At 38.6% G+C, this 21965-nt stretch carries 26 protein-coding genes; 25 read left to right on the top strand and 1 reads right to left on the bottom strand.

What is annotated here, in order from left to right; genetic code table 11:
• The first annotated feature begins 3 nt into the window (after positions 1-3).
• The 25 genes from SORDD05_RS01855 (at position 4) to SORDD05_RS01975 (ending at position 20792) form a co-directional block, all read left to right on the top strand.
• Positions 4-840, top strand: a complete 837-nt coding sequence (locus tag SORDD05_RS01855; RefSeq protein ID WP_061416838.1) for an AraC family transcriptional regulator — start codon at positions 4-6, stop codon at positions 838-840.
• A gap of 184 nt (positions 841-1024) precedes the next feature.
• The gene (locus SORDD05_RS01860; RefSeq protein ID WP_061416839.1) at positions 1025-1933 is read left to right on the top strand and encodes a peptidase; all 909 of its coding nucleotides are present in this window, start codon (positions 1025-1027) and stop codon (positions 1931-1933) included.
• 126 nt (positions 1934-2059) lie between these two features.
• Positions 2060-2602, top strand: coding sequence for a ClbS/DfsB family four-helix bundle protein (locus SORDD05_RS01865; RefSeq protein WP_061416840.1), 543 nt, complete (start codon positions 2060-2062; stop codon positions 2600-2602).
• Positions 2603-2887: 285 nt separating this feature from the next.
• Complete coding sequence (locus SORDD05_RS01870) at positions 2888-3391, top strand: hypothetical protein (protein WP_061416841.1); 504 nt, start codon at positions 2888-2890, stop codon at positions 3389-3391.
• Positions 3392-3465: 74 nt separating this feature from the next.
• Positions 3466-4188, top strand: a complete 723-nt coding sequence (locus tag SORDD05_RS01875; RefSeq protein WP_061416842.1) for a TipC family immunity protein — start codon at positions 3466-3468, stop codon at positions 4186-4188.
• Positions 4189-4312: 124 nt separating this feature from the next.
• Positions 4313-4732 carry a hypothetical protein gene (locus SORDD05_RS01880; RefSeq protein ID WP_061416843.1) on the top strand — a complete coding sequence of 140 codons (420 nt, stop codon included), beginning with the start codon at positions 4313-4315 and terminating at the stop codon, positions 4730-4732.
• Positions 4733-4917: 185 nt separating this feature from the next.
• Positions 4918-5259 carry a hypothetical protein gene (locus SORDD05_RS01885; RefSeq protein ID WP_155718808.1) on the top strand — a complete coding sequence of 114 codons (342 nt, stop codon included), beginning with the start codon at positions 4918-4920 and terminating at the stop codon, positions 5257-5259.
• A 19-nt stretch (positions 5260-5278) separates the two neighbouring features.
• Positions 5279-5596 carry a hypothetical protein gene (locus SORDD05_RS01890; RefSeq protein WP_061416845.1) on the top strand — a complete coding sequence of 106 codons (318 nt, stop codon included), beginning with the start codon at positions 5279-5281 and terminating at the stop codon, positions 5594-5596.
• A gap of 200 nt (positions 5597-5796) precedes the next feature.
• On the top strand, positions 5797-6114 hold the full coding sequence (gene imm40, locus SORDD05_RS01895) for an Imm40 family immunity protein (protein WP_061417789.1): 318 nt from the start codon (positions 5797-5799) through the stop codon (positions 6112-6114).
• 228 nt (positions 6115-6342) lie between these two features.
• Positions 6343-6768, top strand: a complete 426-nt coding sequence (locus SORDD05_RS01900) for a hypothetical protein (protein WP_061416846.1) — start codon at positions 6343-6345, stop codon at positions 6766-6768.
• Between the two features lie 239 nt (positions 6769-7007).
• Complete coding sequence (locus tag SORDD05_RS01905) at positions 7008-7334, top strand: immunity protein Imm33 domain-containing protein (protein ID WP_061416847.1); 327 nt, start codon at positions 7008-7010, stop codon at positions 7332-7334.
• 12 nt (positions 7335-7346) lie between these two features.
• Entirely contained in the window at positions 7347-7661 is a 315-nt protein-coding gene (locus tag SORDD05_RS01910) for a hypothetical protein (protein ID WP_231077311.1), read from the top strand.
• Positions 7662-7698: 37 nt separating this feature from the next.
• Positions 7699-8124, top strand: coding sequence for a hypothetical protein (locus SORDD05_RS01915; RefSeq protein WP_061416849.1), 426 nt, complete (start codon positions 7699-7701; stop codon positions 8122-8124).
• 69 nt (positions 8125-8193) lie between these two features.
• Complete coding sequence (locus SORDD05_RS01920; protein WP_061416850.1) at positions 8194-8571, top strand: hypothetical protein; 378 nt, start codon at positions 8194-8196, stop codon at positions 8569-8571.
• Between the two features lie 100 nt (positions 8572-8671).
• Positions 8672-9364 (top strand): pyrimidine 5'-nucleotidase PynA, encoded by a 693-nt coding sequence (locus tag SORDD05_RS01925; RefSeq protein ID WP_061416851.1) that lies wholly within the window; start codon positions 8672-8674, stop codon positions 9362-9364.
• A 38-nt stretch (positions 9365-9402) separates the two neighbouring features.
• Complete coding sequence (locus SORDD05_RS01930) at positions 9403-10314, top strand: hypothetical protein (protein WP_061416852.1); 912 nt, start codon at positions 9403-9405, stop codon at positions 10312-10314.
• Positions 10315-10431: 117 nt separating this feature from the next.
• The gene (locus SORDD05_RS01935; RefSeq protein ID WP_061416853.1) at positions 10432-11085 is read left to right on the top strand and encodes a uracil-DNA glycosylase; all 654 of its coding nucleotides are present in this window, start codon (positions 10432-10434) and stop codon (positions 11083-11085) included.
• A 9-nt stretch (positions 11086-11094) separates the two neighbouring features.
• Complete coding sequence (locus tag SORDD05_RS01940) at positions 11095-11559, top strand: NUDIX hydrolase (RefSeq protein WP_061416854.1); 465 nt, start codon at positions 11095-11097, stop codon at positions 11557-11559.
• A gap of 12 nt (positions 11560-11571) precedes the next feature.
• A complete protein-coding gene (locus tag SORDD05_RS01945; protein WP_061416855.1) occupies positions 11572-12840 on the top strand; it encodes a dihydroorotase in 1269 nt (422 codons plus the stop codon).
• A 41-nt stretch (positions 12841-12881) separates the two neighbouring features.
• Complete coding sequence (locus SORDD05_RS01950) at positions 12882-14237, top strand: MATE family efflux transporter (protein WP_061416856.1); 1356 nt, start codon at positions 12882-12884, stop codon at positions 14235-14237.
• Positions 14238-14389: 152 nt separating this feature from the next.
• Complete coding sequence (locus tag SORDD05_RS01955) at positions 14390-15358, top strand: thiamine pyrophosphate-dependent dehydrogenase E1 component subunit alpha (RefSeq protein ID WP_061416857.1); 969 nt, start codon at positions 14390-14392, stop codon at positions 15356-15358.
• A gap of 15 nt (positions 15359-15373) precedes the next feature.
• The gene (locus SORDD05_RS01960; RefSeq protein ID WP_061416858.1) at positions 15374-16366 is read left to right on the top strand and encodes an alpha-ketoacid dehydrogenase subunit beta; all 993 of its coding nucleotides are present in this window, start codon (positions 15374-15376) and stop codon (positions 16364-16366) included.
• Positions 16367-16815: 449 nt separating this feature from the next.
• Entirely contained in the window at positions 16816-17859 is a 1044-nt protein-coding gene (locus SORDD05_RS01965; protein WP_061416859.1) for a dihydrolipoamide acetyltransferase, read from the top strand.
• Positions 17860-17903: 44 nt separating this feature from the next.
• Positions 17904-19607 carry a dihydrolipoyl dehydrogenase gene (lpdA, locus tag SORDD05_RS01970; protein WP_061416860.1) on the top strand — a complete coding sequence of 568 codons (1704 nt, stop codon included), beginning with the start codon at positions 17904-17906 and terminating at the stop codon, positions 19605-19607.
• A gap of 195 nt (positions 19608-19802) precedes the next feature.
• Positions 19803-20792 carry a lipoate--protein ligase gene (locus tag SORDD05_RS01975; RefSeq protein WP_061416861.1) on the top strand — a complete coding sequence of 330 codons (990 nt, stop codon included), beginning with the start codon at positions 19803-19805 and terminating at the stop codon, positions 20790-20792.
• A gap of 72 nt (positions 20793-20864) precedes the next feature.
• Here SORDD05_RS01975 and xerS read toward each other — a convergent pair whose 3' ends face one another.
• Complete coding sequence (xerS, locus tag SORDD05_RS01980; protein WP_061416862.1) at positions 20865-21935, bottom strand: tyrosine recombinase XerS; 1071 nt, start codon at positions 21933-21935, stop codon at positions 20865-20867.
• Between the last annotated feature and the right edge of the window lie 30 nt (positions 21936-21965).

A 21965-nucleotide genomic window follows, 5' to 3' on the forward strand; every position in this document is an offset into this window, starting at 1 on the left:
AATATGATGCATCAATTCAATCAAACCATGGATTATTTGGAACAGCAGCTGACTGGAGAAGTGGATATGAAAAGATTTCAGCAGTTATCGGGCTATTCTTACCCTCTTTTTAGCAGGCTCTTTTCTATCCTGGCAGATATGACCTTAGCAGAATACTTGCGCAATCGCAGGCTGTCAGAAGCTGTGACAGACTTGCGGGAAAGCTCTGAGAAAGTTATTGATATAGCACTCAAATACGGCTATGAGTCTGCGGATGCCTTTAGCGCAGCTTTCAAGAAATTCCATGGTGAAACCCCCTCAGAAGTTAGAAATGGAAAAGCTTATCGGGTCTTTCCTAGACTTCAATTATCCTTAAAGATTACAGGAGGAAAGAATATGGATATCAAGATTCAAAAGAAATCTGCTTTTACTGTAGCAGGCGTCCTATTGGAAGCTATTGACAATAGCAAATGCCCGTCTGCTTGGGAGCATCTCTATGCCCATCACAGCTTTGAAAGCCTAGAAAGTTTAGGCAGTGGCCAATCCTTTGGCATCTGCTCGGATATCAAAGAAGGCGAAATCATCAACTATATGGCTGCTTATGATGTGACGGATAAAACTAAAGCAGAAGAACTAGGTCTGTCCATCAAAGATATCCCAGCCGCTGAATATGCTATCGTACCAGTCAAGGGTGCTATACCAACCAGCATCCACCATGCTTGGAAGTATGTTTTGAAAGCCTTTTTCCCAGAAACTGGCTATCGCCACTCAGGAGCGCCAGACTTTGAAGTTTACACCAAGGGAGACATGTCCTTACCGAACTACCAAATGGAACTCTGGATACCAGTGATCAAGGACTAGATTATTTTCTGATTTTTTATAAAGATGCAAACCTGACTCTGTAGAAAGAACCTCTACAGAGTTTTTTTATTGTGAAAATTCATGTCTGTAAATCAAACATGCTATATTTTTTGTGTGGATTTTATGGGGTATGAGTAACGTTATCTCGGTATAATAGTCTCATAGAAGATAAGGAGGCATGAATATGCAGATGTATTTTGGAGATGTGTCGCTTTGCTATAGTTATTCATTGGCAATGGCACTGGATGGCTATGACTTTAAAGCAGACTTTCTAGAGGCAATCATGGTGATGGGAAATGGCGCTAGTATCGTAAAGGAAGATGAACGACACCCTCTAGTATTTTTTGATAATGGAATGCCAGATCTTTCCATCTCCCATTCTTTAAAAATACTTGGATTTGACTTTGAAGAATTCTATCTAAAAGATGGAACGGAAGTGGATTTGGAAGAGATTAAAGGTAAGTTGGAATCGTTTCTGTCCAATGGACCTGTCGTACTGGGTCCTCTTGATATGGGCCATTTGACTTACAATCCCAATCACAAAATCCTCTATGGTGTAGATCACTTTATAACTGTGTATGCTGTTGATGGTCAGTATCTCTATTTGCATGATCCTGCTGGTTTTGCCTGTATGAAGGTTGCTTTTAATGACATTTTAGAAGCTTGGAAGGCGGAAGCTATTGACTATAAGCGTGGAGCATACTCCATGTGGGGAAATTTTAAGAAGATCAAGAGCTCTAGTCAAACTCAAATCTATCAAGAAACGGCGAGGATTATGAGGACTAGATATCTGGATGGGCAAAGTAATGTCTTGACATTCTATGCAAAAGCAGTTGCTGAAAACGGCTTAAATACGGAGCAAAAACAACTGCATCAGTATTTTAGCTTTAAACTTGCGGCTGTTCGAAATATCTATCTCAGTAAATTCTTAAAAGCGCATGATCCCGAAGGGGCAAGATTAAAAGAGAAATTGGCTTCTTTATTTGGCCAAGCCCACCTTTCGTGTTTAAAAGAAGATTACCAAGAACTATCCCGCTTGCTCTATCAGATAGCAGAAGTAGATGGTCGCTTTAAAGATTTATATGTAAAGTAGTGACTATAAGCATAAAAGAATAGTTAGTAAAAGCAGTTTTTCGTAAAATGAAGAACTGCTTTTTGATTATGGTATAATGAAGTAAGAAAATAGCTTATTCTACTTAAAAATGAAGGGAGAACTCCTATGCCTAGACCAAGAACAAAAGAGGAATTAGTGCTAGCCTCTAAGGAAAACTATGAAAAGCTCAATCACTTTATATCTAAATTAAGTGAAGAGGAACTACAGACTCCTTTTGATTTTTCAAAAGACCAAAAGAAAAAAGAAGCTCACTGGAAAAGAGATAAAAATCTGCGGGATGCTCTGATCCATCTCTATGAATGGCATCAGTTACTTTTGACCTGGGTACATTCCAATCAAAAGGGTCATGAAAGACCTTTTCTCCCTGAACCTTATAATTGGAAAACTTATGGGGAAATGAATGTCGCTTTTTGGAAGAAGCACCAGAGAACGTCCTTAGAAGAAGCGACTAGGCTACTAGAGCAATCGCATAAAGAGGTTTTAGAGTTGATGGAAGGCTTCAGCAATGACCAACTCTTTACCAAAGGTGTCTATAAGTGGACGGGTGGGACAAGTCTTGGCTCCTACTTTGTGAGTGCCACTTCCAGTCACTATGACTGGGCTCTGAAAAAACTCAAAGCTCATCAGAAAAATTGTAAGAATAGCTAGTTGAAGTACTATTGAAATTCACCAAAGGTTCTTCTAAGCTTCGAATAGCTTAGTTCTCGTGATTTTTGAGCTCTTCTAGCTTTAGAATCCTTCAAAAATTAAAATTTAGGGCTATCATAGACTTAGAATAGCCCTAAAACATTTATTTTATAGCAATTCTAAGTTTAGAATTACAATGATATTAAAGGAATTAGGCTTTTCGATTCTTAGAATGACTTGATTCTGTGAAATGTTGACTAGAAAATGATTCGAATGGCTTTTTTTCTGATATAGGATGATAGATAGATGGGTGAGATGATGAACATACAAAAAGAGAAAGTTAGAAAAGAGTTGGTATCCCTCTGTTTGGGAGAACTTTCAGCCATCCTATCCTTTTGGTTGTGTTTTTTTCTTTTGAAAAATCGGATTGATGATTGGAGGAGTCTATTCTCCATTCTATATCCTTTATCTTTACTGACATTTATTTTGCTTCAAGGTTCAATCTATTGGGCAATTTTGATTAGAAGACTGTCAAATCCTCAGTTCGGAAGTAGCAGTGTTCCCAAACTATTTGGTGTTTTAAGAATACTAGACCTTGTTTTAGTTATTGCCGGCTTTCCTTTTATTGTCTGGAATACCCAGAGTATCCTAGGGACTATCCTAGCCGCGCTGATACAGCTTTTTGCCCTTATCGAATGGGTTAATTATTTCCTCGTACGCCTATCTTATAGCTTGAATCCACTTGTATTATGGAAACGAATTACCAAGGGAAAACTAGAAAAAAGCAGAATATCGAAGGAGTTGGAGTAGGGGCGTCTATCATTGTTTTGATTTCAAATATAGCAGAAAAGTTTTATGTAAGTATTTAGAGGAGAAAAAGGTAGATGAAAAAATTTTTAAAAATCCTATTCATAACTGTATTGGTTTTTCTAACTTTGTTTGGTCTATATCGTGTCTATCAAAAGAATTATTATAAGGGAGTGTATGAATCTTTAAGTAATGTCTTTTTAGAAATGAACTATGCAGAGATAAATAGTGGTGTTTTACCTGGACTTGCTGATTTTAGTAAAGCCGTTGACGGGAGTCAATCGTTTAGAGATCCAGACTGGATAATTCCTATAGGACTTGATGCAGGCTTGTCTGAAAATGAAAGTTTAACAGTGATTGTAGGTTTTGAAGAAACTTTTATTATTGAATACCAGCAACTATTATCTGATGGGAGATATCTTTATATAAAATATGACTACAATGATAAGAAACTCAACCAATCAGTCGAAATCTCAGATTCTAAATGGTCGGTAGCGTATGACTTAGCTGGATATAATATAAGAAATAAGGATGAGGGAAAACTAGATTTGGAGGCGTATAAAGAATTATCACGTCAGTCGAAAACAGGGGATTCGATACCTAATTTTTACCTAACAAATCCCAACGAAGTACTAGAGTATTTAAAACCTCATGGGATTGATGAAGCTTGGATTAAAGAAAAATCTCACTTCATGCTCTATGATGTCGTTCTAGAACGCTGGTTTAAAAATGGTAGTCAACGTTACTCAGTTGACAATCTTGGGGATGTAGAGATTGTGCCACTCAGTTTTTCTGAATAGAGTAGCTGAACTGATAGTAGATATAATAGCGTTGTATGAAATAAAAAATGTATTGGATGAAAAACAAAAATAATGAATCCGCTACTAGAACCTATGCCTTTTCATAAAATAAAGGAGAGAGGAAATGAATATTTTAAAAATACAGGAACAGATTGACAGTACGAAGTACTGGGATTCCTACGCATTAGACTTTAGAGCTTCATTTTTCGGGGACGAATGTAAACTCTATATCGAGATTGAAAATGGCAAATCGGATCAGTATTGCTGGGAGATAGTTTTCTACCGTTGTTTTAAGGTTGACTATGAGACGGATGCTGGTTGGACATGTTGGGAAAGCAAGAGTGGCACAAGGAATTTCAATATGAAAGATGTTCCTTTTGAAAATCTCATGTCTCACACTGTACATGACATTAGTCTCATCAAAGAGAAAAATAATATGATAAAAGCTACAATTACTTTATCAAGTATGTTAATTAAGATTGTGTGTCAAGCAATTCAAATCTCCAAAGTTTTAGTTAGAGAACAGGACTTCTTTTGGAGCTAATAAAATGAGGCACCATCTCAGCAAGCATCAATTACCTGCTAAAAATAGAGATGAGTAAAGCCATATATCCAAGCAATTTTGATAAAATATATGCAAGATATTCTTGATGAATGAATTGGAAATTGATGTTATCACAAAAGACTAGAAGAAAGTGAGTTGAAAATACCATGAAAATAAGTGGGAATATGTCAAAATATAATAAAAAGATTTCTTTTTTTGAGATTCTTTCCAATATCCCATCTAATAATGCTAAATGGTATATTTTTGAATTTGATGCCATTGGAAAAGCACCGAATAATCTGACTATGTCAGAATTTGAAGATCTAGTCTTAAATTCAAAATATGGCTATCAAATGAGTTGGAACGAGCTTTTAAAATTTTCAAAGGAAATAGAGGATATAAATAACTTAATATTAGTTTTCTCTACATCTCCTGTTGAATTTGATGCTATAGAAACAGATACGGAAGATTTTTTAGTAAGGTTAGAAATAGATGACAGCACCTTTTGGGAGCTCGAATTCTATTAATTTGATGAGGTAGATAAGAATGACTATTGAGGATTTAAGAGAACTACTACTATCAATAGCGGAAGAAGATGCTATCATTTCGACTTTATTTTCATTTTTTATTAGAAACAAAGGATATTCAACTCAGATATTGGAAGAGATTATTTTTTATGGAATAGCCATAGGTTGGTTTGAAATCGTTAATGTAGAAAATGATAATATTCCTTATACGGATATTGAGTGGAGAATTGATAATGACTTTCAAGAAGTTGTTTTTTGCGATAATGATTTTGCTGTAAAGACTTTATTTACACAGGAAGGTGGAATTCCAGAATTATTCAAAAAGTTTATCTTATAACAGAATGCTCAATCAATTCCTGTTCTCCATTTAAAATCTCTGACAGACTTATCTGGATTGCCTTAGAAGGATGTATGATATGATAGTAAGAGCTAGTACATGGCTTGATAAGGAGATTGAAGAAGTAGAGATTATCGTGGCAGATGAAAAATATGAAATCAATTGTCTTTCTAAAAATAAAAAAGTGGGAGTCTAATCATATGAAATTAAGTAAATTTAATTTTGAAAATAGAGGTCAGTCGCTAGCAGAATTGGGTGTTGCAAGTTATGCATATACATATCAAGATATGTTGGCATATATTGACTGGATAGAGACGAAAAAGTTTATGATTCTTGGTGGCGATGTCTATGTAGAAGGAGATGAAGGATTTGAATTGACTTATGATAGCTGGTATTATTCTCCTAAAAATAATGATAGCGACTTACTCCAGTCAATTTCTGTAGCAAAAGATTATATCAACCAGTATATAGATAGTAATGGAAAACATTTTTATTTTACAGTAGTTACTTCAGCATAGATGGAATTGATAGTCAAAAAGAATTGCTCAGTGTAAATAGAAATCATAAATATAAGTAGGATAGGAAATTATTGAGAAAATAGAACTAGAGATGTTGTGGATTAAATGAGGTGAAAAATGATTGATGAATTGAAAAGCAGATTGCTAGAGATTCGGACTTTTCATGAAAATAATATTACTATAAACATCATAGACAAATTTGAGATATAAGTATTAAGGAGAGAAGTCGTGTTACGATTTGATTTAAAAAGCAAACAAAAAGAGATTGCAGCAATAGATTATTGGGAAATGGGAATACTAGATTTAAAGATATCCTATTTTGGAGATGAGGTTTCTTTGTGCATAGAAGATTATCATAACAAAGAAAAATACTGGGAAATTAAGTTTTTAGTATGCGCAAAAGTAGAGTATAGCAATGATGCTTTAGACATTCAGTGGAGAAAAGATCAACCCGTTAAAAACATGACTAGAGGAGAATTACATCATCATGGTCAAGAAATTTCTTTACAAATTTATGAGGAGAATCCTGATTTTGTGAAGTGTATGGTTGATATTGGTTTGTTGCAAATAACAATTGTTTGTCGTGACATTCAGATAGAACATCTTGATTTAAAGAGTGCTCATTTCTTTTGGCAGGATAATGATGTTTTATAGATAAATCATCCAAAGAATCAAAGAACGAGAAACTGGTTTGTATTACATAACTAAGCATTGAGAACAATTTATAAGGTAAAATAACCGGAACCGCTATAGCTATGTGCAGAACAAACCCGTAACTATACAGTTCCGAGTAGGCTCGGAAAAATTTAATTGCAAGATGGATCTATAGTAAGATATGGACTTGTATACTGGAGCCTGTATTTAAAACGAATGTTTTTGGAAAGGAAGTAAAAATGCATCTAGGTGGCTCAGTAGTTTCTAATCATATTTTAGAAAATAAAGCAAAATTGAAATGGGTATTTCGCGAGGATGCCGTAGATGAGCTAGACAATGGCTGGCGCTTTCTTTCTGAAATAGATACCGACGAATACTTATCAAATCCTGAAAATATGTCAGTATGCGACTGGAGTACAATTGTTGAAATTGAACCTGCTGTATTATTGATTTACGACATGCCTATCGGAACAGAACTTACACTTATTTACGAAGGTGAGCAGAGATATTTTATAGATACAAATATTGGAAGAAAAATTGAACTCGAAGACAGTAGCAGCAACTAGATAAGAAAGGAGATGAAAGTGACGATAGAAACAGAATTGAAAAAAATTAGTAAAAGTCTATCTTTAATAAATGACAGCCAAATCTTTAACAAGATATCTTCTACTAATTTAGAGAATATAGATGATATTTTAAATGATTATTTACCTCTTCATTTAGAATGGATAGAGAAGGGAAATTCTTGGATTGTTGAGTCATTGAGCGAGAATCATCAATTAGATAGACAAGCATTTTCTCAGTTACTTGTAGGTGTTAGAAACTTATATCTTGATTTAGAAGAACTTCAAGATTTGCTTATTGAAGTATCGAATGAAATAGATGGAAAGTAGATGTTTAATTTTATAAAAAGGAATAGTGGAGTTGAGTATGAAATTAGATATGGAAACTAAAAATGAAGAATGGGTAGAAGTCTTTAAAGGTTTGATTCCCGTAGATAAGTATAAGTTAAAAGTCTTGTTGACAAACTTATCAGATGGTCAAGAAATTAGGCTGATTGGAGAGCAAAACCGTTTTAAATTATCATGTTTTTGCTATGATGAAGCACGATTCTTTAGCAGGGAATTGTATTTATCTGCAATTCTGGATAAAGAGATGTTTAAAAAATTTGAAAAAAATAATTTTCAAAATATCATTTATGAAGTCAAAAATAGTCAATTAGTGAATAAACTCGGATATACAGCCTATGGTAGTGCAAGAACTCTGTATTCACAACATTATATAATCATAACTCAAGATAGTGTAGTGGAGATTCTTGTGTCTGCAAATTCTGATTTAAGTATCAGTCAATACTAGAAAATTTGCTAATTAAATATGTACACCGCTGTAGTACAATTATCAGAAAATAGAACTTGGAGAAATGATATGGAAAAATGGACGGAAATTAAACCGGGCTTCATCCCTTTTGGTGACTATGGTATTGAGATGAATATAGATGGGGATACTTTAATTGCCTACTTGGAAGATTCAGAAAAATTTAAATTTACCTTTACAAAAGTTTGGGCTTTCCGTTCAGTCTACGAAAGTTTAGAATTAATAGATAGTTACTGGGAGCAAGGATTAGCAAAGAACAGACCACTTTATCTGACCAACTATATCTATGAAGTCGAGAATGCAGAATTTGGTGACTTGGTCGCTTCTGCAAATATAGCTAATAAAAAACTCCATCACTACAAATTAATGTCTACGCATTTTTTAGTGGACGTTGTATCCGAAAACGATGCAAAAGTAGAGAAAGTATAAAAATAAGGTGAATAAGTCCTTTAAGTCAATTCAGATTATGATAACTACCTGTTTCATTTATGCTATAATATTCTTAATGAATTTTCAGAAAGGAAACTCGATGTCCTACAAATTTCTACTCTTCGACCTGGACCACACCTTGCTCGATTTTGATGCTGCTGAGGATGTGGCACTGACGCAACTTCTAAAGGAAGAAGGAGTTGCAGATATTCAAGCCTATAAAGACTATTATGTTCCTATGAACAAGGCTCTCTGGAAGGACTTGGAGCAAAAGAAAATCAGTAAACAAGAACTGATTAACACGCGCTTTTCTCGTTTATTTGCCCATTTTGGACAGGAAAAAGACGGGAGGTTACTTGCCCAGCGTTATCAATTTTACTTAGCCCAACAGGGACAAACTCTTTCGGGTGCTCATGAACTCTTGGACAGCCTCATCGAACGTGATTATGAGCTGTACGCTGCGACAAATGGCATTACTGCCATTCAGACAGGACGTTTGGCTCAATCTGGTCTGTCTCCCTATTTCAACCAAGTTTTTATCTCCGAGCAATTGCAAACGCAAAAGCCTGATGCACTATTCTATGAAAAAATCGGTCAGCAGATTGCTGGATTTAGTAAAGAAAAGGCGCTGATGATTGGAGATTCCTTAACGGCTGATATTCAGGGCGGAGTGAATGCAGGAATCGATACAATCTGGTTTAACCCTGATCACTTAGAAAACACGAGCCCAGTGCAACCAACTCACATTGTAGATTCTTACCAGAGTCTGCTGGAATGTTTGGATCAATTTTAAAAAGTAGGAAAAATTAAAAGCAGAGGAGTAAAGAAGTTATGGGAACATGGAGCGCAACCATTTTTGGAAATGATACCTCCTTAGATGTTAAGGAAGAATTTTTCGAGAGATATAATGGAGGAGAAGAAACAGCTACTATCAAAAATGACTTGACAATGGATTTAGACGATGACGATAGATATAATGTCTTGTTCGCTCTGGCGCATTGTATGTGGGAAGTTGGACAATTAGATGATGGATTCTTACTTGAAATCAAAGAGATTATTGATAAAAAGGAAGAGTTAGCTCTTGCCCAAGAATTAGGTGCAGATAGTAAATTTTTAAAACAGAGGAGTGCAAATCTGGAAAATTTTTTAGAAAAAATTAGTGTCAAAAAAGAAAAGCCTAAAAAAAGAATTGCTCCACCTGTTCCTGTCGAAAGTAAATATAGGAATGGTGCTGTGATGGTGTTTCAATATGAAGACGATGTATATGGTTCATTGATAGCCGCAGATGGAGCCTTTTTTGACAAGGAAACCTATTATGCTTATCTACTGACTGATATTAAAATTCCTAGAAAACCCACCATGAAAGATGTGCGAGAAGCACGGATTATCGATCCAAGTTTTCATAGCCAAGAATACAATTCATTTCGAGACTCGAAGTATTACTATACCTTTGTAAATTGTATTTCAGGGTATTTAAAAAGTTCTGCAACGAAAAGATTTGAAAGATATAATGATAGTTTTTTTGAAATTATTGGCTATCTTTCTGATTGGGGGAGTTGCTGTAGCGCAGCTTCTGTAGGATTTGATTATTATAGACAAAAATCGAGTGATGAGTTTAAGACGAGTGTCACAAGGGAATTGAATAAAAGATTTAATGAAAATCTAAATATCCGAACTGAGATGACTATCGATGAGATTGACCAGGAATTTATCCTTTCTAATGCTTCACAAGATGGTAAGTAGTCACTTTCAAATGGAGATTCTTTTCAAAAATTCTCGAAATATTTGTAGAAACTAAAAAAGTGGTTTAGATAGCCACTTTTTGCTATAATAGAAGCAGTAAAAACGAAGGAGTTGGCTATGCAACACTCATCTTGGCATGCTTTGATTAAGGAGCAATTACCTGAGGGTTATTTCAGGAAAATCAATCAATTTATAGAGCAGGCATATGCACAGGGAACTGTTTATCCACCCAAGGAAAAGGTTTTTCAGGCTCTATTGACAACCCCCCTAGAAGAGGTTAAGGTGGTGATTCTAGGGCAGGATCCTTATCACGGGCCAGGTCAAGCTCAAGGCTTGAGTTTTTCTGTACCTGACTCTATCCCAGCTCCGCCGTCCTTGCAAAATATCTTGAAAGAATTGTCAGATGATATCGGAGTTAAGAAATCACATGATTTGACAGCTTGGGCTGAGCAAGGTGTCTTACTTCTCAATGCTTGCTTGACGGTTCCTGTTGGTCAGGCCAATGGTCATGCTGGGCAGATATGGGAGCCATTTACAGATGCTGTGATTCGGGTTGTCAATAATCTAGACAGACCTGCAGTCTTTCTACTCTGGGGTACTTATGCACGCAAGAAGAAGGCCTTGGTTACCAATTCTCATCACTTGATTATTGAATCAGCCCACCCAAGTCCTTTATCTGTTTACAGAGGATTTTGGGGTTCCAAGCCTTTTTCCAAGGCCAATGCATTCTTAACAGAGACAGGACAAGAGCCAATCGATTGGCTTAGATAAGGAGAGAATATGCCTCAGTTAGCGACGATTTGCTACATTGATAACGGAAAAGAACTGCTCATGCTCCATCGCAATAAGAAGCCCAATGATGTCCATGATGGGAAATGGATTGGTGTGGGTGGTAAGCTAGAGCGAGGGGAGACACCTCAAGAATGCGCTGCGCGTGAAATCCTCGAAGAAACAGGGCTCAAAGCCAAGCCAGTACTAAAAGGCGTTATCACTTTTCCAGAATTCACGCCAGATTTAGACTGGTACACCTATGTTTTTAAGGTGACAGAGTTTGAGGGTGACTTGATTGACTGTAATGAGGGAACATTAGAATGGGTTCCCTATGACGAGGTCTTGAGCAAGCCAACTTGGGAAGGTGATCACACTTTTGTTGAGTGGCTTTTAGAAGATAAACCCTTCTTTTCAGCCAAGTTTGTTTATGATGGGGATAAATTATTGGATACCCAAGTCGATTTCTATGAATAAAGGAGAAAGCAGATGCTACTTATCAAAAATGGTCGTGTAATGGATCCCAAGTCTGGTTTGGATCAAGTGTGTGATGTTTTGGTCCAAGATGGGAAAATTGTCAAAATTGCCCCTGAAATCAAGGAAGAAGGAGCAGAAGTGATTGACGCTACTGGGCTTGTGGTTGCGCCTGGACTGGTTGATATTCATGTTCATTTCCGTGAACCTGGTCAGACCCACAAGGAGGACATCCATACTGGGGCACTAGCGGCTGCTGCAGGTGGTTTTACAACGGTTGTCATGATGGCTAATACTAGTCCAACCATTTCGGACGTAGAAACTTTGCAAGAAGTTCTTCAGTCAGCTGCCAAGGAAAAAATCAATGTCAAGACAGTTGCGACTATTACCAAGAACTTTAATGGCCAAGACTTGACAGACTTTAAGGCGCTCTTAGAAGCTGGTGCGGTTGGTTTTTCTGATGACGGTATTCCACTTGAAAGTAGCAAGGTTCTCAAAGAAGCCTTGGAAACTGCTAAAAAACTTGGCACCTTTGTTTGTCTACACGAGGAAGATCCCGGATTGAACGGTATTCTTGGCTTTAACGAAAACATCGCTAAAGACCACTTCAAGATCTGTGGAGCGACAGGGGTGGCAGAATACGCCATGATTGCGCGTGATGTCATGATTGCCTATGCAACTAAGGCCCATGTTCACATCCAGCATTTGTCTAAGGAAGAAAGTGTCAAGGTAGTGGAATTCGCTCAAGGTTTGGGAGCGCAAGTCACAGCAGAAGTGGCGCCACAGCATTTCTCTAAGACGGAAGCTCTCCTTTTGACACAAGGAAGCAATGCCAAAATGAATCCTCCGCTTCGTTTGGAGTCAGATCGCCGTGCCGTTATCGAGGGCCTCAAGTCAGGCGTCATCACCGTGATTGCGACAGACCACGCGCCTCACCATGCAGATGAGAAAAATGTAGAAGATATCACTAAAGCACCATCTGGTATGACTGGTCTGGAAACCTCTCTATCTCTCGGTCTGACTTATTTGGTCCAAGCTGGTGAACTAAGCTTAATGGAATTGCTAGAAAAAATGACTGTTAATCCAGCTAAATTGTACAACTTTGAAGCAGGTTACTTGGCTGAGAATGGTCCAGCAGATATCACCATCTTTGATGACAAGGCTGATCGTACTGTTGGTCCAAACTTTGCTTCAAAATCAGCTAATTCTCCATTTATCGGCGAAACCTTAAAAGGGCAGGTCAAATATACTATCTGTAAGGGACAAATCGTCTACCAAAACTAGATGGGACTCTGCTCTATAAACCATAAGAATAGAGAGCGTTTATGTATCCAACCCATCAATTTAAAGACAAGTTTGTTTTATTTCTTAAGATATTTTTCCCTATCCTGATCTATCAATTTGCCAATTATTCTGCCTCTTTTGTCGATACGACCATGACGGGGAAGTACAATACCATGGATTTGGCGGGGGTGTCAACTGCAACGAGTCTATGGAATCCTTTTTTCACCTTTTTAACAGGGATTGTTTCGGCCATGGTTCCCATCATCGGCCATCATCTAGGAAGAGGCAAAAAGGAAGAAGTAGCATCTGACTTTTACCAATTTATTTATTTGGCTTTTGGGCTGTCTTTGGTTTTGCTTGGCATGGTGCTTTTTCTAGCGCCTCCAGTTTTAAACCATATCGGACTAGAAGCTCAAGTGGCGGTAGTTTCAGTTCGTTATCTTTGGTATTTGTCTATCGGAATTATTCCCTTGTTGCTTTTCAGTGTTATCCGATCGCTACTTGATTCTCTCGGTTTGACCAAGCTATCCATGTACCTCATGCTCTTATTGCTACCTTTAAATTGTGGGTTTAACTATTTATTGATCTACGGAGCCTTTGGGTTTCCAGAGTTAGGTGGAGCAGGAGCAGGGCTAGGAACCTCACTTGCTTATTGGTGTCTACTGGGAATTTCCATCATCATCTTGGTCAAGCAGAAAAACCTAAAAGAACTTCATTTAGAACGACGCGCCCCTCTGAATTTAGAGAGAATTATGGAGGGAATTCGCTTGGGTTTACCAATCGGTGGTACTGTTTTTGCTGAGGTCGTCATTTTTTCAGTCGTTGGTTTGATTATGGCTAAGTTTTCGTCTATGATTATTGCCAGCCACCAGTCAGCCATGAACTTCTCAACTCTCATGTATGCTTTTCCCATGAGTATTTCTTCTGCCATGGCCATCGTTGTTTCTTATGAGGTAGGGGCTAAGCGCTTTTATGATGCTAAGACCTATATCAAACTTGGACGTTGTATAGCACTGATATTTGCAGGCTTTACATTGAGCTTTCTCTATATTTTGAGAGATGTCGTAGCCAGTTTATATGGCAATAATCCTGACTTCATTGAACTAACATCTACCTTCCTAACTTATAGTCTATTTTTCCAGTTAGCTGACACCGTTGCAGCTCCTTTACAAGGAATCCTGAGAGGCTATAAGGATACGGTTGTTCCCTTTTATCTGGGAGTAATTGCTTACTGGGCTGTTTCCATTCCATTAGGTTTATTCCTAGATCATGTGACAACTTTGGGAGCCTATTCTTACTGGATTGGTCTAATAGCGAGTTTGGTCGTTAGTGCTATCCTCTATCAATGGCGTTTGCAAACAATTATGAAAAGATTTGAAGTTTCCAATGTCAAATAAACTTTGTGAAAAAAATTCTAACTCAAGGTAATCCCTGTTTCCGCAGGGATTTCTTTTTTTGTCTTGTGAAATTTTGTAAGTCATAAACTTTGACAGTGTTTTCAAAAAGAGGTAAAATGTTAAGGAAAGAACAAAGTTAGAAAGGCAAGATTATGTCAACTTTAGATAAAAATCTTTTGCTAGAGATGTTCCGTAAGATGGAAGAAATCCGTCGCATGGACTTAAAAATCGCTCAGTTAGTGAAAAAGGGAAAAGTTCCCGGTATGACTCACTTTTCTGTCGGAGAGGAAGCTGCTAACGTCGGGGCGATGCTGGCTCTTAACCCAGATGATCTGATCACATCTAACCACCGTGGTCATGGGCAAGCTATTGCTAAGGGGATTGACCTCAACGGAATGATGGCTGAAATCCTTGGTAAATACACTGGAACCTGTAAAGGAAAAGGTGGTTCTATGCATATCGCCGACCTAGATGCTGGTAACCTTGGTGCCAATGGTATCGTAGGTGGTGGTATGGGAATCGCTGTCGGTGCAGCCCTCAGTCAGCAAATGCAACATACTGGTAAAATCGTTGTTTGCTTTTTTGGGGATGGTGCGACCAACGAAGGTGTTTTCCACGAATCAGTGAACATGGCTTCTATCTGGAAGCTGCCAGTCATTTTCTACTGCATTAACAACGGTTATGGGATCTCTGCGGATATCAAGAAAATGACCAATGTAGAGCACATTCATCAACGTAGTGCGGCATATGGAATCCCTGGAATGTTTATCGAAGATGGCAACAACGTCATCGACGTTTATGAAGGATTTAAGAAAGCTGTAGATCATGTTCGTGGTGGTAGCGGCCCAGTCTTGATCGAAAGTGTCACTTATCGCTGGCTTGGTCACTCATCATCTGACCCTGGTAAATATCGTACGCGCGAAGAAGTAGAATTGTGGAAACAAAAAGACCCAATTGAAAACCTCCGCAATTACCTTATTGAAAATACTATTGCAAGTGCCGAAGAATTGGAAGAAATCCAAGCGCAAGTCAAGGAAGCGGTAGAAGCTTCTGTTAAATTTGCGGAAGAAAGTCCATTCCCACCACTAGAATCAGCCTTTGAAGATATTTACGCAGACTAAGGAGAAAGAGATAAAATGGAAACAAAAACAATGTCGTTCCGTGACACCATTATCCTTGCTATGTCTGAGGAAATGCGTCGCGATGAAAATGTGTTCTTGATGGGAGAAGACGTCGGTGTCTTCGGAGGGGACTTCGGAACTTCTGTTGGCATGCTCGAAGAATTTGGTCCAGAACGTGTTCGTGACTGTCCGATTTCTGAAGCTGCCATCTCGGGAGCAGCAGCAGGTGCAGCCATGACTGGACTTCGCCCGATTGTTGATATGACCTTCATGGACTTCGCTGTAATTGCTATGGATAATATCGTCAACCAAGCCGCTAAAACACGTTATATGTTTGGTGGTAAAGGGCAAGTTCCGATGACTATTCGCTGTGCAGCTGGTAACGGAGTTGGTTCTGCAGCGCAGCACTCACAATCTCTAGAATCTTGGTTTACGCATATCCCTGGACTGAAGGTTGTAGCACCTGGTACACCTGCAGACATGAAAGGACTGCTCAAGTCTTCTATCCGCGATAATAACCCAGTCATCATTCTTGAATACAAATCAGAATTTAACCAAAAAGGGGAAGTGCCAATTGATCCAAACTACACAATCCCACTTGGAGTTGGCGAAATCAAACGCGAAGGAACGGATGTGACAGTCGTTACTTACGGTAAAATGCTTCGTCGTGTGGTTCAAGCTGCTGAAGAATTAGCTGAAGAGGGAATTTCAGTTGAAATTGTGGACCCACGTACTCTTGTTCCGCTTGATAAGGAGATCATCATTAACTCAGTGAAGAAGACTGGTAAGGTCGTTCTGGTTAACGATGCACACAAAACAAGTGGCTATATCGGAGAGATTTCAGCTATTATTTCAGAATCAGAAGCATTTGACTATCTAGACGCACCAATCCGCCGTTGCGCTGGAGAAGATGTGCCAATGCCTTACGCGCAAAACCTAGAAAATGCAATGATTCCCACAGTTGAAAGCATCAAAGATGCCATCCGAAAAACTTATAACAAAGAATAAGGTTGCATAAGATAAGTTATGTAAACATTTTGAGTTTTTAACTTTAGTAACTTGAGATATATTTTGTATCCAAGTTATTTGTAAAGTTGTGACAGTTTTTTGACGAATCGATAATATTCGACGAATGAATTAGTAAGTCTACTAGGTTGGACGCCTTATAGCGGCAACCGTAGCAACTTGAGATACGTGTTGTATCCAAGTTGCTTGTAGAGTTGAATTCGGACGGAGGTCTGCGAAAAAAAGATAGATTTCCTTGTGTTCATCGAACACATCGTCAATCTCCTATTTTTTCATTGCCCTCTGCGTCCTTAATATCTTATATTCGAACACGGGCTAAAGTCTGTGTGAAAAAGATAAACTTTCCTAGAAACTAAAGTTTCTTCGTCAAGTTTCCTATTTTCACTTTGACTTTTAACGCCCTTTGTATCATAAATAGAATTGGAGAGGTCATGGCTGATGACAAGCTAAGAGCGACTCCTGCGGCTAGAAAGTTAGCGGATGATCTAGGGATCAACCTCTACGACGTTTCTGGCTCAGGTGCAAACGGTCGTGTCCACAAAGAAGACGTGGAAACTTATAAAGACACAAACGTGGTTCGCATTTCGCCACTTGCAAAACGAATTGCCCTCGAACATAACATTGCTTGGCAGGAAATCCAAGGAACGGGTCATCGTGGTAAGATCATGAAGAAGGACGTTTTGGCCTTGCTTCCTGAAAATATCGCAAACGATACTATAAAGTCTCCTGCTCAAATCGAAAAAGTGGAAGAGATTCCTGATACTATCACTCCTTATGGTGATATTGAGCGTATTCCAATGACACCAATGCGTAAGGTTATCGCCCAACGTATGGTTGAATCCTACCTGACTGCGCCAACCTTCACGCTCAACTACGATGTCGATATGTCTGAGATGCTGGCTCTTCGTAAGAAGGTTCTTGATCCAATCATGGAAGCAACTGGTAAGAAAGTAACGGTTACAGACCTTCTTTCTCTCGCTGTTGTAAAGACCCTTATGAAACACCCATACATCAACGCTTCGTTGACCGAAGACGGCAAGACCATTATCACTCATAACTATGTCAACCTTGCTATGGCAGTTGGTATGGATAATGGATTGATGACACCTGTTGTCTATAATGCTGAAAAAATGAGCTTGTCAGAGTTAGTTGTAGCCTTTAAGGATGTGATTGGCCGTACCTTGGATGGTAAATTGGCTCCAAGTGAGTTGCAAAACTCAACCTTCACAATTAGTAACTTGGGAATGTTTGGTGTTCAGTCCTTCGGTCCGATTATTAACCAACCAAACTCAGCTATCCTCGGGGTTAGCTCAACAGTTGAAAAACCTGTAGTTGTCAATGGTGAGATTGTTATTCGTCCTATCATGAGCCTAGGGTTAACCATTGACCACCGTGTCGTAGATGGTATGGCTGGTGCTAAGTTTATGAAAGACTTGAAAGCCTTGATTGAGAACCCAATCTCAATGTTGGTTTAAGTCAGCTATTGTTATTTTAGAGTTTTAGATAAAGGAAGTAAGACATGGCCTTAGAAGTAATTATGCCAAAAGCCGGCGTGGATATGACAGAAGGACAAATCGTCCAATGGAATAAAAAAGTCGGTGAATTTGTAAAAGAAGGAGAAATCCTTTTGGAAATCATGACTGACAAAGTCAGCATGGAATTGGAAGCCGAAGAAGATGGATACTTGATTGCCATCCTCAAAGGAGATGGTGAAACTGTTCCAGTAACTGAAGTTATCGGTTACCTTGGTGAAGAAGGGGAAAACATCCCAACAGCTGGAGTAGCAGCGCCAGAAGCTAGCCCGGCTCCAGCAGTTAGTGCCTCAAACGACGATGGTAAGAGCGATGATGCCTTTGATATCGTTGTGATTGGTGGTGGTCCTGCTGGATATGTAGCAGCTATTAAAGCTGCTCAACTCGGTGGTAAGGTTGCCCTTGTTGAGAAATCTGAACTCGGTGGAACCTGCTTGAACCGTGGATGTATCCCAACTAAGACCTACCTTCACAACGCTGAAATTATCGAAAACATCGGTCATGCAGCAAATCGTGGTATCGTCATTGAAAATCCAAACTTCACTGTTGATATGGACAAACTTTTAGAAACAAAATCTAAAGTTGTTAATACCTTGGTAGGTGGTGTTGCAGGTCTTCTTCGTAGTTACGGAGTTACTGTTCATAAGGGTGTTGGTACTATTACTAAAGACAAGAATGTCTTGGTAAATGGTTCTGAATTGCTTGAAACCAAGAAAATTATCCTTGCTGGTGGTTCAAAGGTTAGCAAAATTAACGTTCCTGGTATGGAATCTCCACTTGTGATGACCAGTGATGACATTCTTGAAATGAACGAAGTGCCAGAAAGCCTCGTAATCATTGGTGGTGGCGTTGTCGGTATCGAACTTGGTCAGGCATTCATGACATTTGGTTCAAAAGTGACTGTTATCGAAATGATGGACCGTATCGTTCCAGCTATGGATGCGGAAGTTTCTAAGAATCTTCGCTTGATTCTTGAGCGTAAAGGTATGACCATCTTGACAGGTACAAAATTGCAAGAAATCATCGAAGAAAATGGTCAACTTCGTATCAAGGTTGAAGGAAAAGACGATATCATCGCTAGCAAAGCTCTTCTTTCAATCGGTCGTGTGCCAGACCTTGAAGGAATTGGTGATGTTGAGTTTGAATTGGATCGTGGACGTATCAAGGTCAATGAATACATGGAAACTTCTGTTTCAGGTATCTATGCACCAGGTGACATCAATGGTACCAAGATGTTAGCGCACGCAGCTTTCCGTATGGGTGAAGTTGCTGCTGAAAATGCACTTAAAGGAAACCACGTTGTGGCAAAACTTAACTTGACTCCTGCAGCCATTTACACTCTTCCTGAAGTAGCAGCAGTAGGTCTAACTGAAGAACAAGCACGTGAGAAATACGATGTAGCCATCGGTAAATTCAACTTTGCAGCGAACGGCCGTGCTATTGCATCAGATGCGGCTCAAGGTTTCGTAAAAGTTATCGCTGATAAGAAATACGGAGAAATCCTTGGTGTGCACATCATTGGTCCTGCAGCCGCAGAATTGATTAACGAGGCATCAAGCATTATCGAAATGGAAATCACTGTTGAGGAAATGCTGAAGACCATCCACGGACACCCAACCTACTCTGAAGTGATGTACGAAGCATTTGCAGATGTTTTAGGAATGGCTATCCATTCACCTAAGAAAAAATAAATAAGATTTTCAACTAAATTTTCTTAAAGTAGTACGGACGGCAGCGACCTCTATTAGAGTTCCATGCCTAAAAATTGAGCCTCTTGTCTCAATTTTTCCGAGAAATGTAACGATAACACGTTACATTTCTTTTTACCACTTTAGAAAATTTGATTGCTATGAACAGAATTTAAAAACTAAATTTTTGGAAATACTATGAAATACATTATCAATCATTCAAACGACACTGCTTTTAATATCGCCTTGGAAGAATATGCCTTTAAACACCTTTTGGATGAGGATCAAATCTTCCTACTTTGGATTAACAAACCTTCTATCATTGTTGGTCGTCACCAGAATACTATCGAAGAAATCAACCGTGATTATGTTCGAGAAAATGGCATTGAGGTAGTCCGCCGTATCAGTGGTGGTGGAGCTGTTTATCACGATTTAAACAACCTCAACTACACCATCATTTCAAAAGAAGATGAAAACAAGGCCTTTGACTTCAATAGCTTCTCAAGTCCAGTTATCAATACCTTGGCTCAACTAGGCGTTAAAGCTGAGTTCACAGGCCGTAATGACCTTGAGATTGATGGAAAAAAATTCTGTGGCAATGCCCAAGCCTATATCAATGGGCGTATCATGCACCACGGTTGCTTGCTCTTTGACGTTGATTTGTCAGTCCTTGCTAATGCCCTCAAGGTTTCAAAAGACAAATTTGAATCAAAAGGTGTGAAATCCGTCCGTGCCCGTGTAACCAATATTGTCAATGAATTACCAGAAAAAATCACAGTTGAAGAATTCCGTGATTTGCTATTGGAATACATGAAAAAAGAGTACCCAGAGATGACTGAATACGTTTTTTCTGAGGAAGAATTGGCCGAAATCAATCGTATCAAGGATACCAAGTTCGGTACTTGGGACTGGAACTACGGTAAATCACCTGAATTTAACGTCCGTCGTGGTACAAAATTCACTAGTGGTAAGGTTGAAGTTTTTGCCAATGTCATTGAATCAAAAATTCAAGACATCAAGATTTACGGTGACTTCTTCGGTATCGAAGACGTTGCAGCTGTAGAAGATGTCCTTCGTGGAGTAAAATACGAACGCGAAGATGTCCTTAAAGCTCTAGAAACTATTGATATTACACGCTACTTTGCTGGTATTAGCCGTGAAGAAATCGCTGAAGCAGTAGTGGGATAAAAAGAAAAGAAGTTGGTTGTATGACCAGCTTCTTTTTATGAGTTATATTTTACATAAATAATTTTATGTATTCTATAAACTATCTAGAGCATTTTTTTGTTCATCATTTACGATATGGGTATAGAGGTCAGTGACTTGCGTGCTGGCATGTCCTAATTGGTGGCTGACCAAAACTTGCGATTTAGTTGCATCATAGAGTCTGGTTGCTAAGGTATGGCGGAGTTTGTGGGGAGTTACACGGACTTTAAAGTCCTCAGAGTACTTAGCAACCATCTTTTCAACGCTAGAAGTATCAATACGATTGGGAACGCCACGGTATAAGGTCAGAAAGAGTGCTGTATCCGTCTTTTCCGTCTTATAACGTTGATTTCGAATGGCTAGATAATTCTCTAGATAAGGTTTTGCAAAGGCAGCGACATTAACTGAGTCACGTTTCCCCCCCTTACGTGTGACATCAATGACCATCATTTTGAGATTAAGGTCTCTTAGGTCCAGGTTAACAGCTTCAGATAAGCGAACACCAGATGCCAAGAGAAGGGCAATAATGGCCAAATCACGTTCTTTGTTCTTATTGAATGACGAGAGAGCGCGATTTGAGAGTTGTTGTGGGTACTCTTGGTCGATATAAGTCAGAAAACCTTCTGTTTCATCACCTAGAAAGAGTTTTTGCTTGATGTTTTCAGCTCTAGCAGCAAGTGTTTCTTTCTTTTTCTTGGTTGAAACTTTCTTCATTACATTACGATAGAAATAGGGTTCTCCCTGGTCGTTTTCAACCTCCTCTGTTAGATACTTGTAAAGACTAGAAAGTGCCGACAAGGTCCGATTAATGGTCGTCTGAGAGACACCTTGTTTGGTTGTATTGGCATTCAGCAATGGACGTTCACGTAGATATAGGATAAAAGCTTCCATATCTTTCTTAGACATATTTTCCAAGACAGATAAAGGAATATCAGACATTTTATCAGCATTTGAAATACCAGACTCCAAAACCCAGCTGAAAAATCGATCGTATTCCTTGAGGTATTCGTACAAGGTTGTAAAACTGTAGGGCACAGCAAGCTTTGATTGGTAGTATTCCAAGACATACCAGGGCATGATTTGTTTTAGTTTGTCGATTCGTTCCAGTAAAATCTCACGTTTCATGTGTTCTCTCCATATATAAGTCTACTAGTA

The organism is Streptococcus oralis (assembly GCF_001578705.1).
Taxonomy (GTDB): Bacteria; Bacillota; Bacilli; order Lactobacillales; family Streptococcaceae; genus Streptococcus; species Streptococcus oralis_J.

Bases quoted from the DNA above. Each gene is read 5' to 3' on its own strand.
- SORDD05_RS01855 (WP_061416838.1), top strand. From the start codon at position 4: ATGATGCATCAATTCAATCAAACCATGGATTATTTGGAACAGCAGCTG.
- SORDD05_RS01860 (WP_061416839.1), top strand. From the start codon at position 1,025: ATGCAGATGTATTTTGGAGATGTGTCGCTTTGCTATAGTTATTCATTG.
- SORDD05_RS01865 (WP_061416840.1), top strand. From the start codon at position 2,060: ATGCCTAGACCAAGAACAAAAGAGGAATTAGTGCTAGCCTCTAAGGAA.
- SORDD05_RS01870 (WP_061416841.1), top strand. From the start codon at position 2,888: ATGGGTGAGATGATGAACATACAAAAAGAGAAAGTTAGAAAAGAGTTG.
- SORDD05_RS01875 (WP_061416842.1), top strand. From the start codon at position 3,466: ATGAAAAAATTTTTAAAAATCCTATTCATAACTGTATTGGTTTTTCTA.
- SORDD05_RS01880 (WP_061416843.1), top strand. From the start codon at position 4,313: ATGAATATTTTAAAAATACAGGAACAGATTGACAGTACGAAGTACTGG.
- SORDD05_RS01885 (WP_155718808.1), top strand. From the start codon at position 4,918: ATGTCAAAATATAATAAAAAGATTTCTTTTTTTGAGATTCTTTCCAAT.
- SORDD05_RS01890 (WP_061416845.1), top strand. From the start codon at position 5,279: ATGACTATTGAGGATTTAAGAGAACTACTACTATCAATAGCGGAAGAA.
- imm40 (WP_061417789.1), top strand. From the start codon at position 5,797: ATGAAATTAAGTAAATTTAATTTTGAAAATAGAGGTCAGTCGCTAGCA.
- SORDD05_RS01905 (WP_061416847.1), top strand. From the start codon at position 7,008: ATGCATCTAGGTGGCTCAGTAGTTTCTAATCATATTTTAGAAAATAAA.
- SORDD05_RS01910 (WP_231077311.1), top strand. From the start codon at position 7,347: ATGAAAGTGACGATAGAAACAGAATTGAAAAAAATTAGTAAAAGTCTA.
- SORDD05_RS01915 (WP_061416849.1), top strand. From the start codon at position 7,699: ATGAAATTAGATATGGAAACTAAAAATGAAGAATGGGTAGAAGTCTTT.
- SORDD05_RS01920 (WP_061416850.1), top strand. From the start codon at position 8,194: ATGGAAAAATGGACGGAAATTAAACCGGGCTTCATCCCTTTTGGTGAC.
- SORDD05_RS01925 (WP_061416851.1), top strand. From the start codon at position 8,672: ATGTCCTACAAATTTCTACTCTTCGACCTGGACCACACCTTGCTCGAT.
- SORDD05_RS01930 (WP_061416852.1), top strand. From the start codon at position 9,403: ATGGGAACATGGAGCGCAACCATTTTTGGAAATGATACCTCCTTAGAT.
- SORDD05_RS01935 (WP_061416853.1), top strand. From the start codon at position 10,432: ATGCAACACTCATCTTGGCATGCTTTGATTAAGGAGCAATTACCTGAG.
- SORDD05_RS01940 (WP_061416854.1), top strand. From the start codon at position 11,095: ATGCCTCAGTTAGCGACGATTTGCTACATTGATAACGGAAAAGAACTG.
- SORDD05_RS01945 (WP_061416855.1), top strand. From the start codon at position 11,572: ATGCTACTTATCAAAAATGGTCGTGTAATGGATCCCAAGTCTGGTTTG.
- SORDD05_RS01950 (WP_061416856.1), top strand. From the start codon at position 12,882: ATGTATCCAACCCATCAATTTAAAGACAAGTTTGTTTTATTTCTTAAG.
- SORDD05_RS01955 (WP_061416857.1), top strand. From the start codon at position 14,390: ATGTCAACTTTAGATAAAAATCTTTTGCTAGAGATGTTCCGTAAGATG.
- SORDD05_RS01960 (WP_061416858.1), top strand. From the start codon at position 15,374: ATGGAAACAAAAACAATGTCGTTCCGTGACACCATTATCCTTGCTATG.
- SORDD05_RS01965 (WP_061416859.1), top strand. From the start codon at position 16,816: ATGGCTGATGACAAGCTAAGAGCGACTCCTGCGGCTAGAAAGTTAGCG.
- lpdA (WP_061416860.1), top strand. From the start codon at position 17,904: ATGGCCTTAGAAGTAATTATGCCAAAAGCCGGCGTGGATATGACAGAA.
- SORDD05_RS01975 (WP_061416861.1), top strand. From the start codon at position 19,803: ATGAAATACATTATCAATCATTCAAACGACACTGCTTTTAATATCGCC.
- xerS (WP_061416862.1), bottom strand. From the start codon at position 21,935: ATGAAACGTGAGATTTTACTGGAACGAATCGACAAACTAAAACAAATC.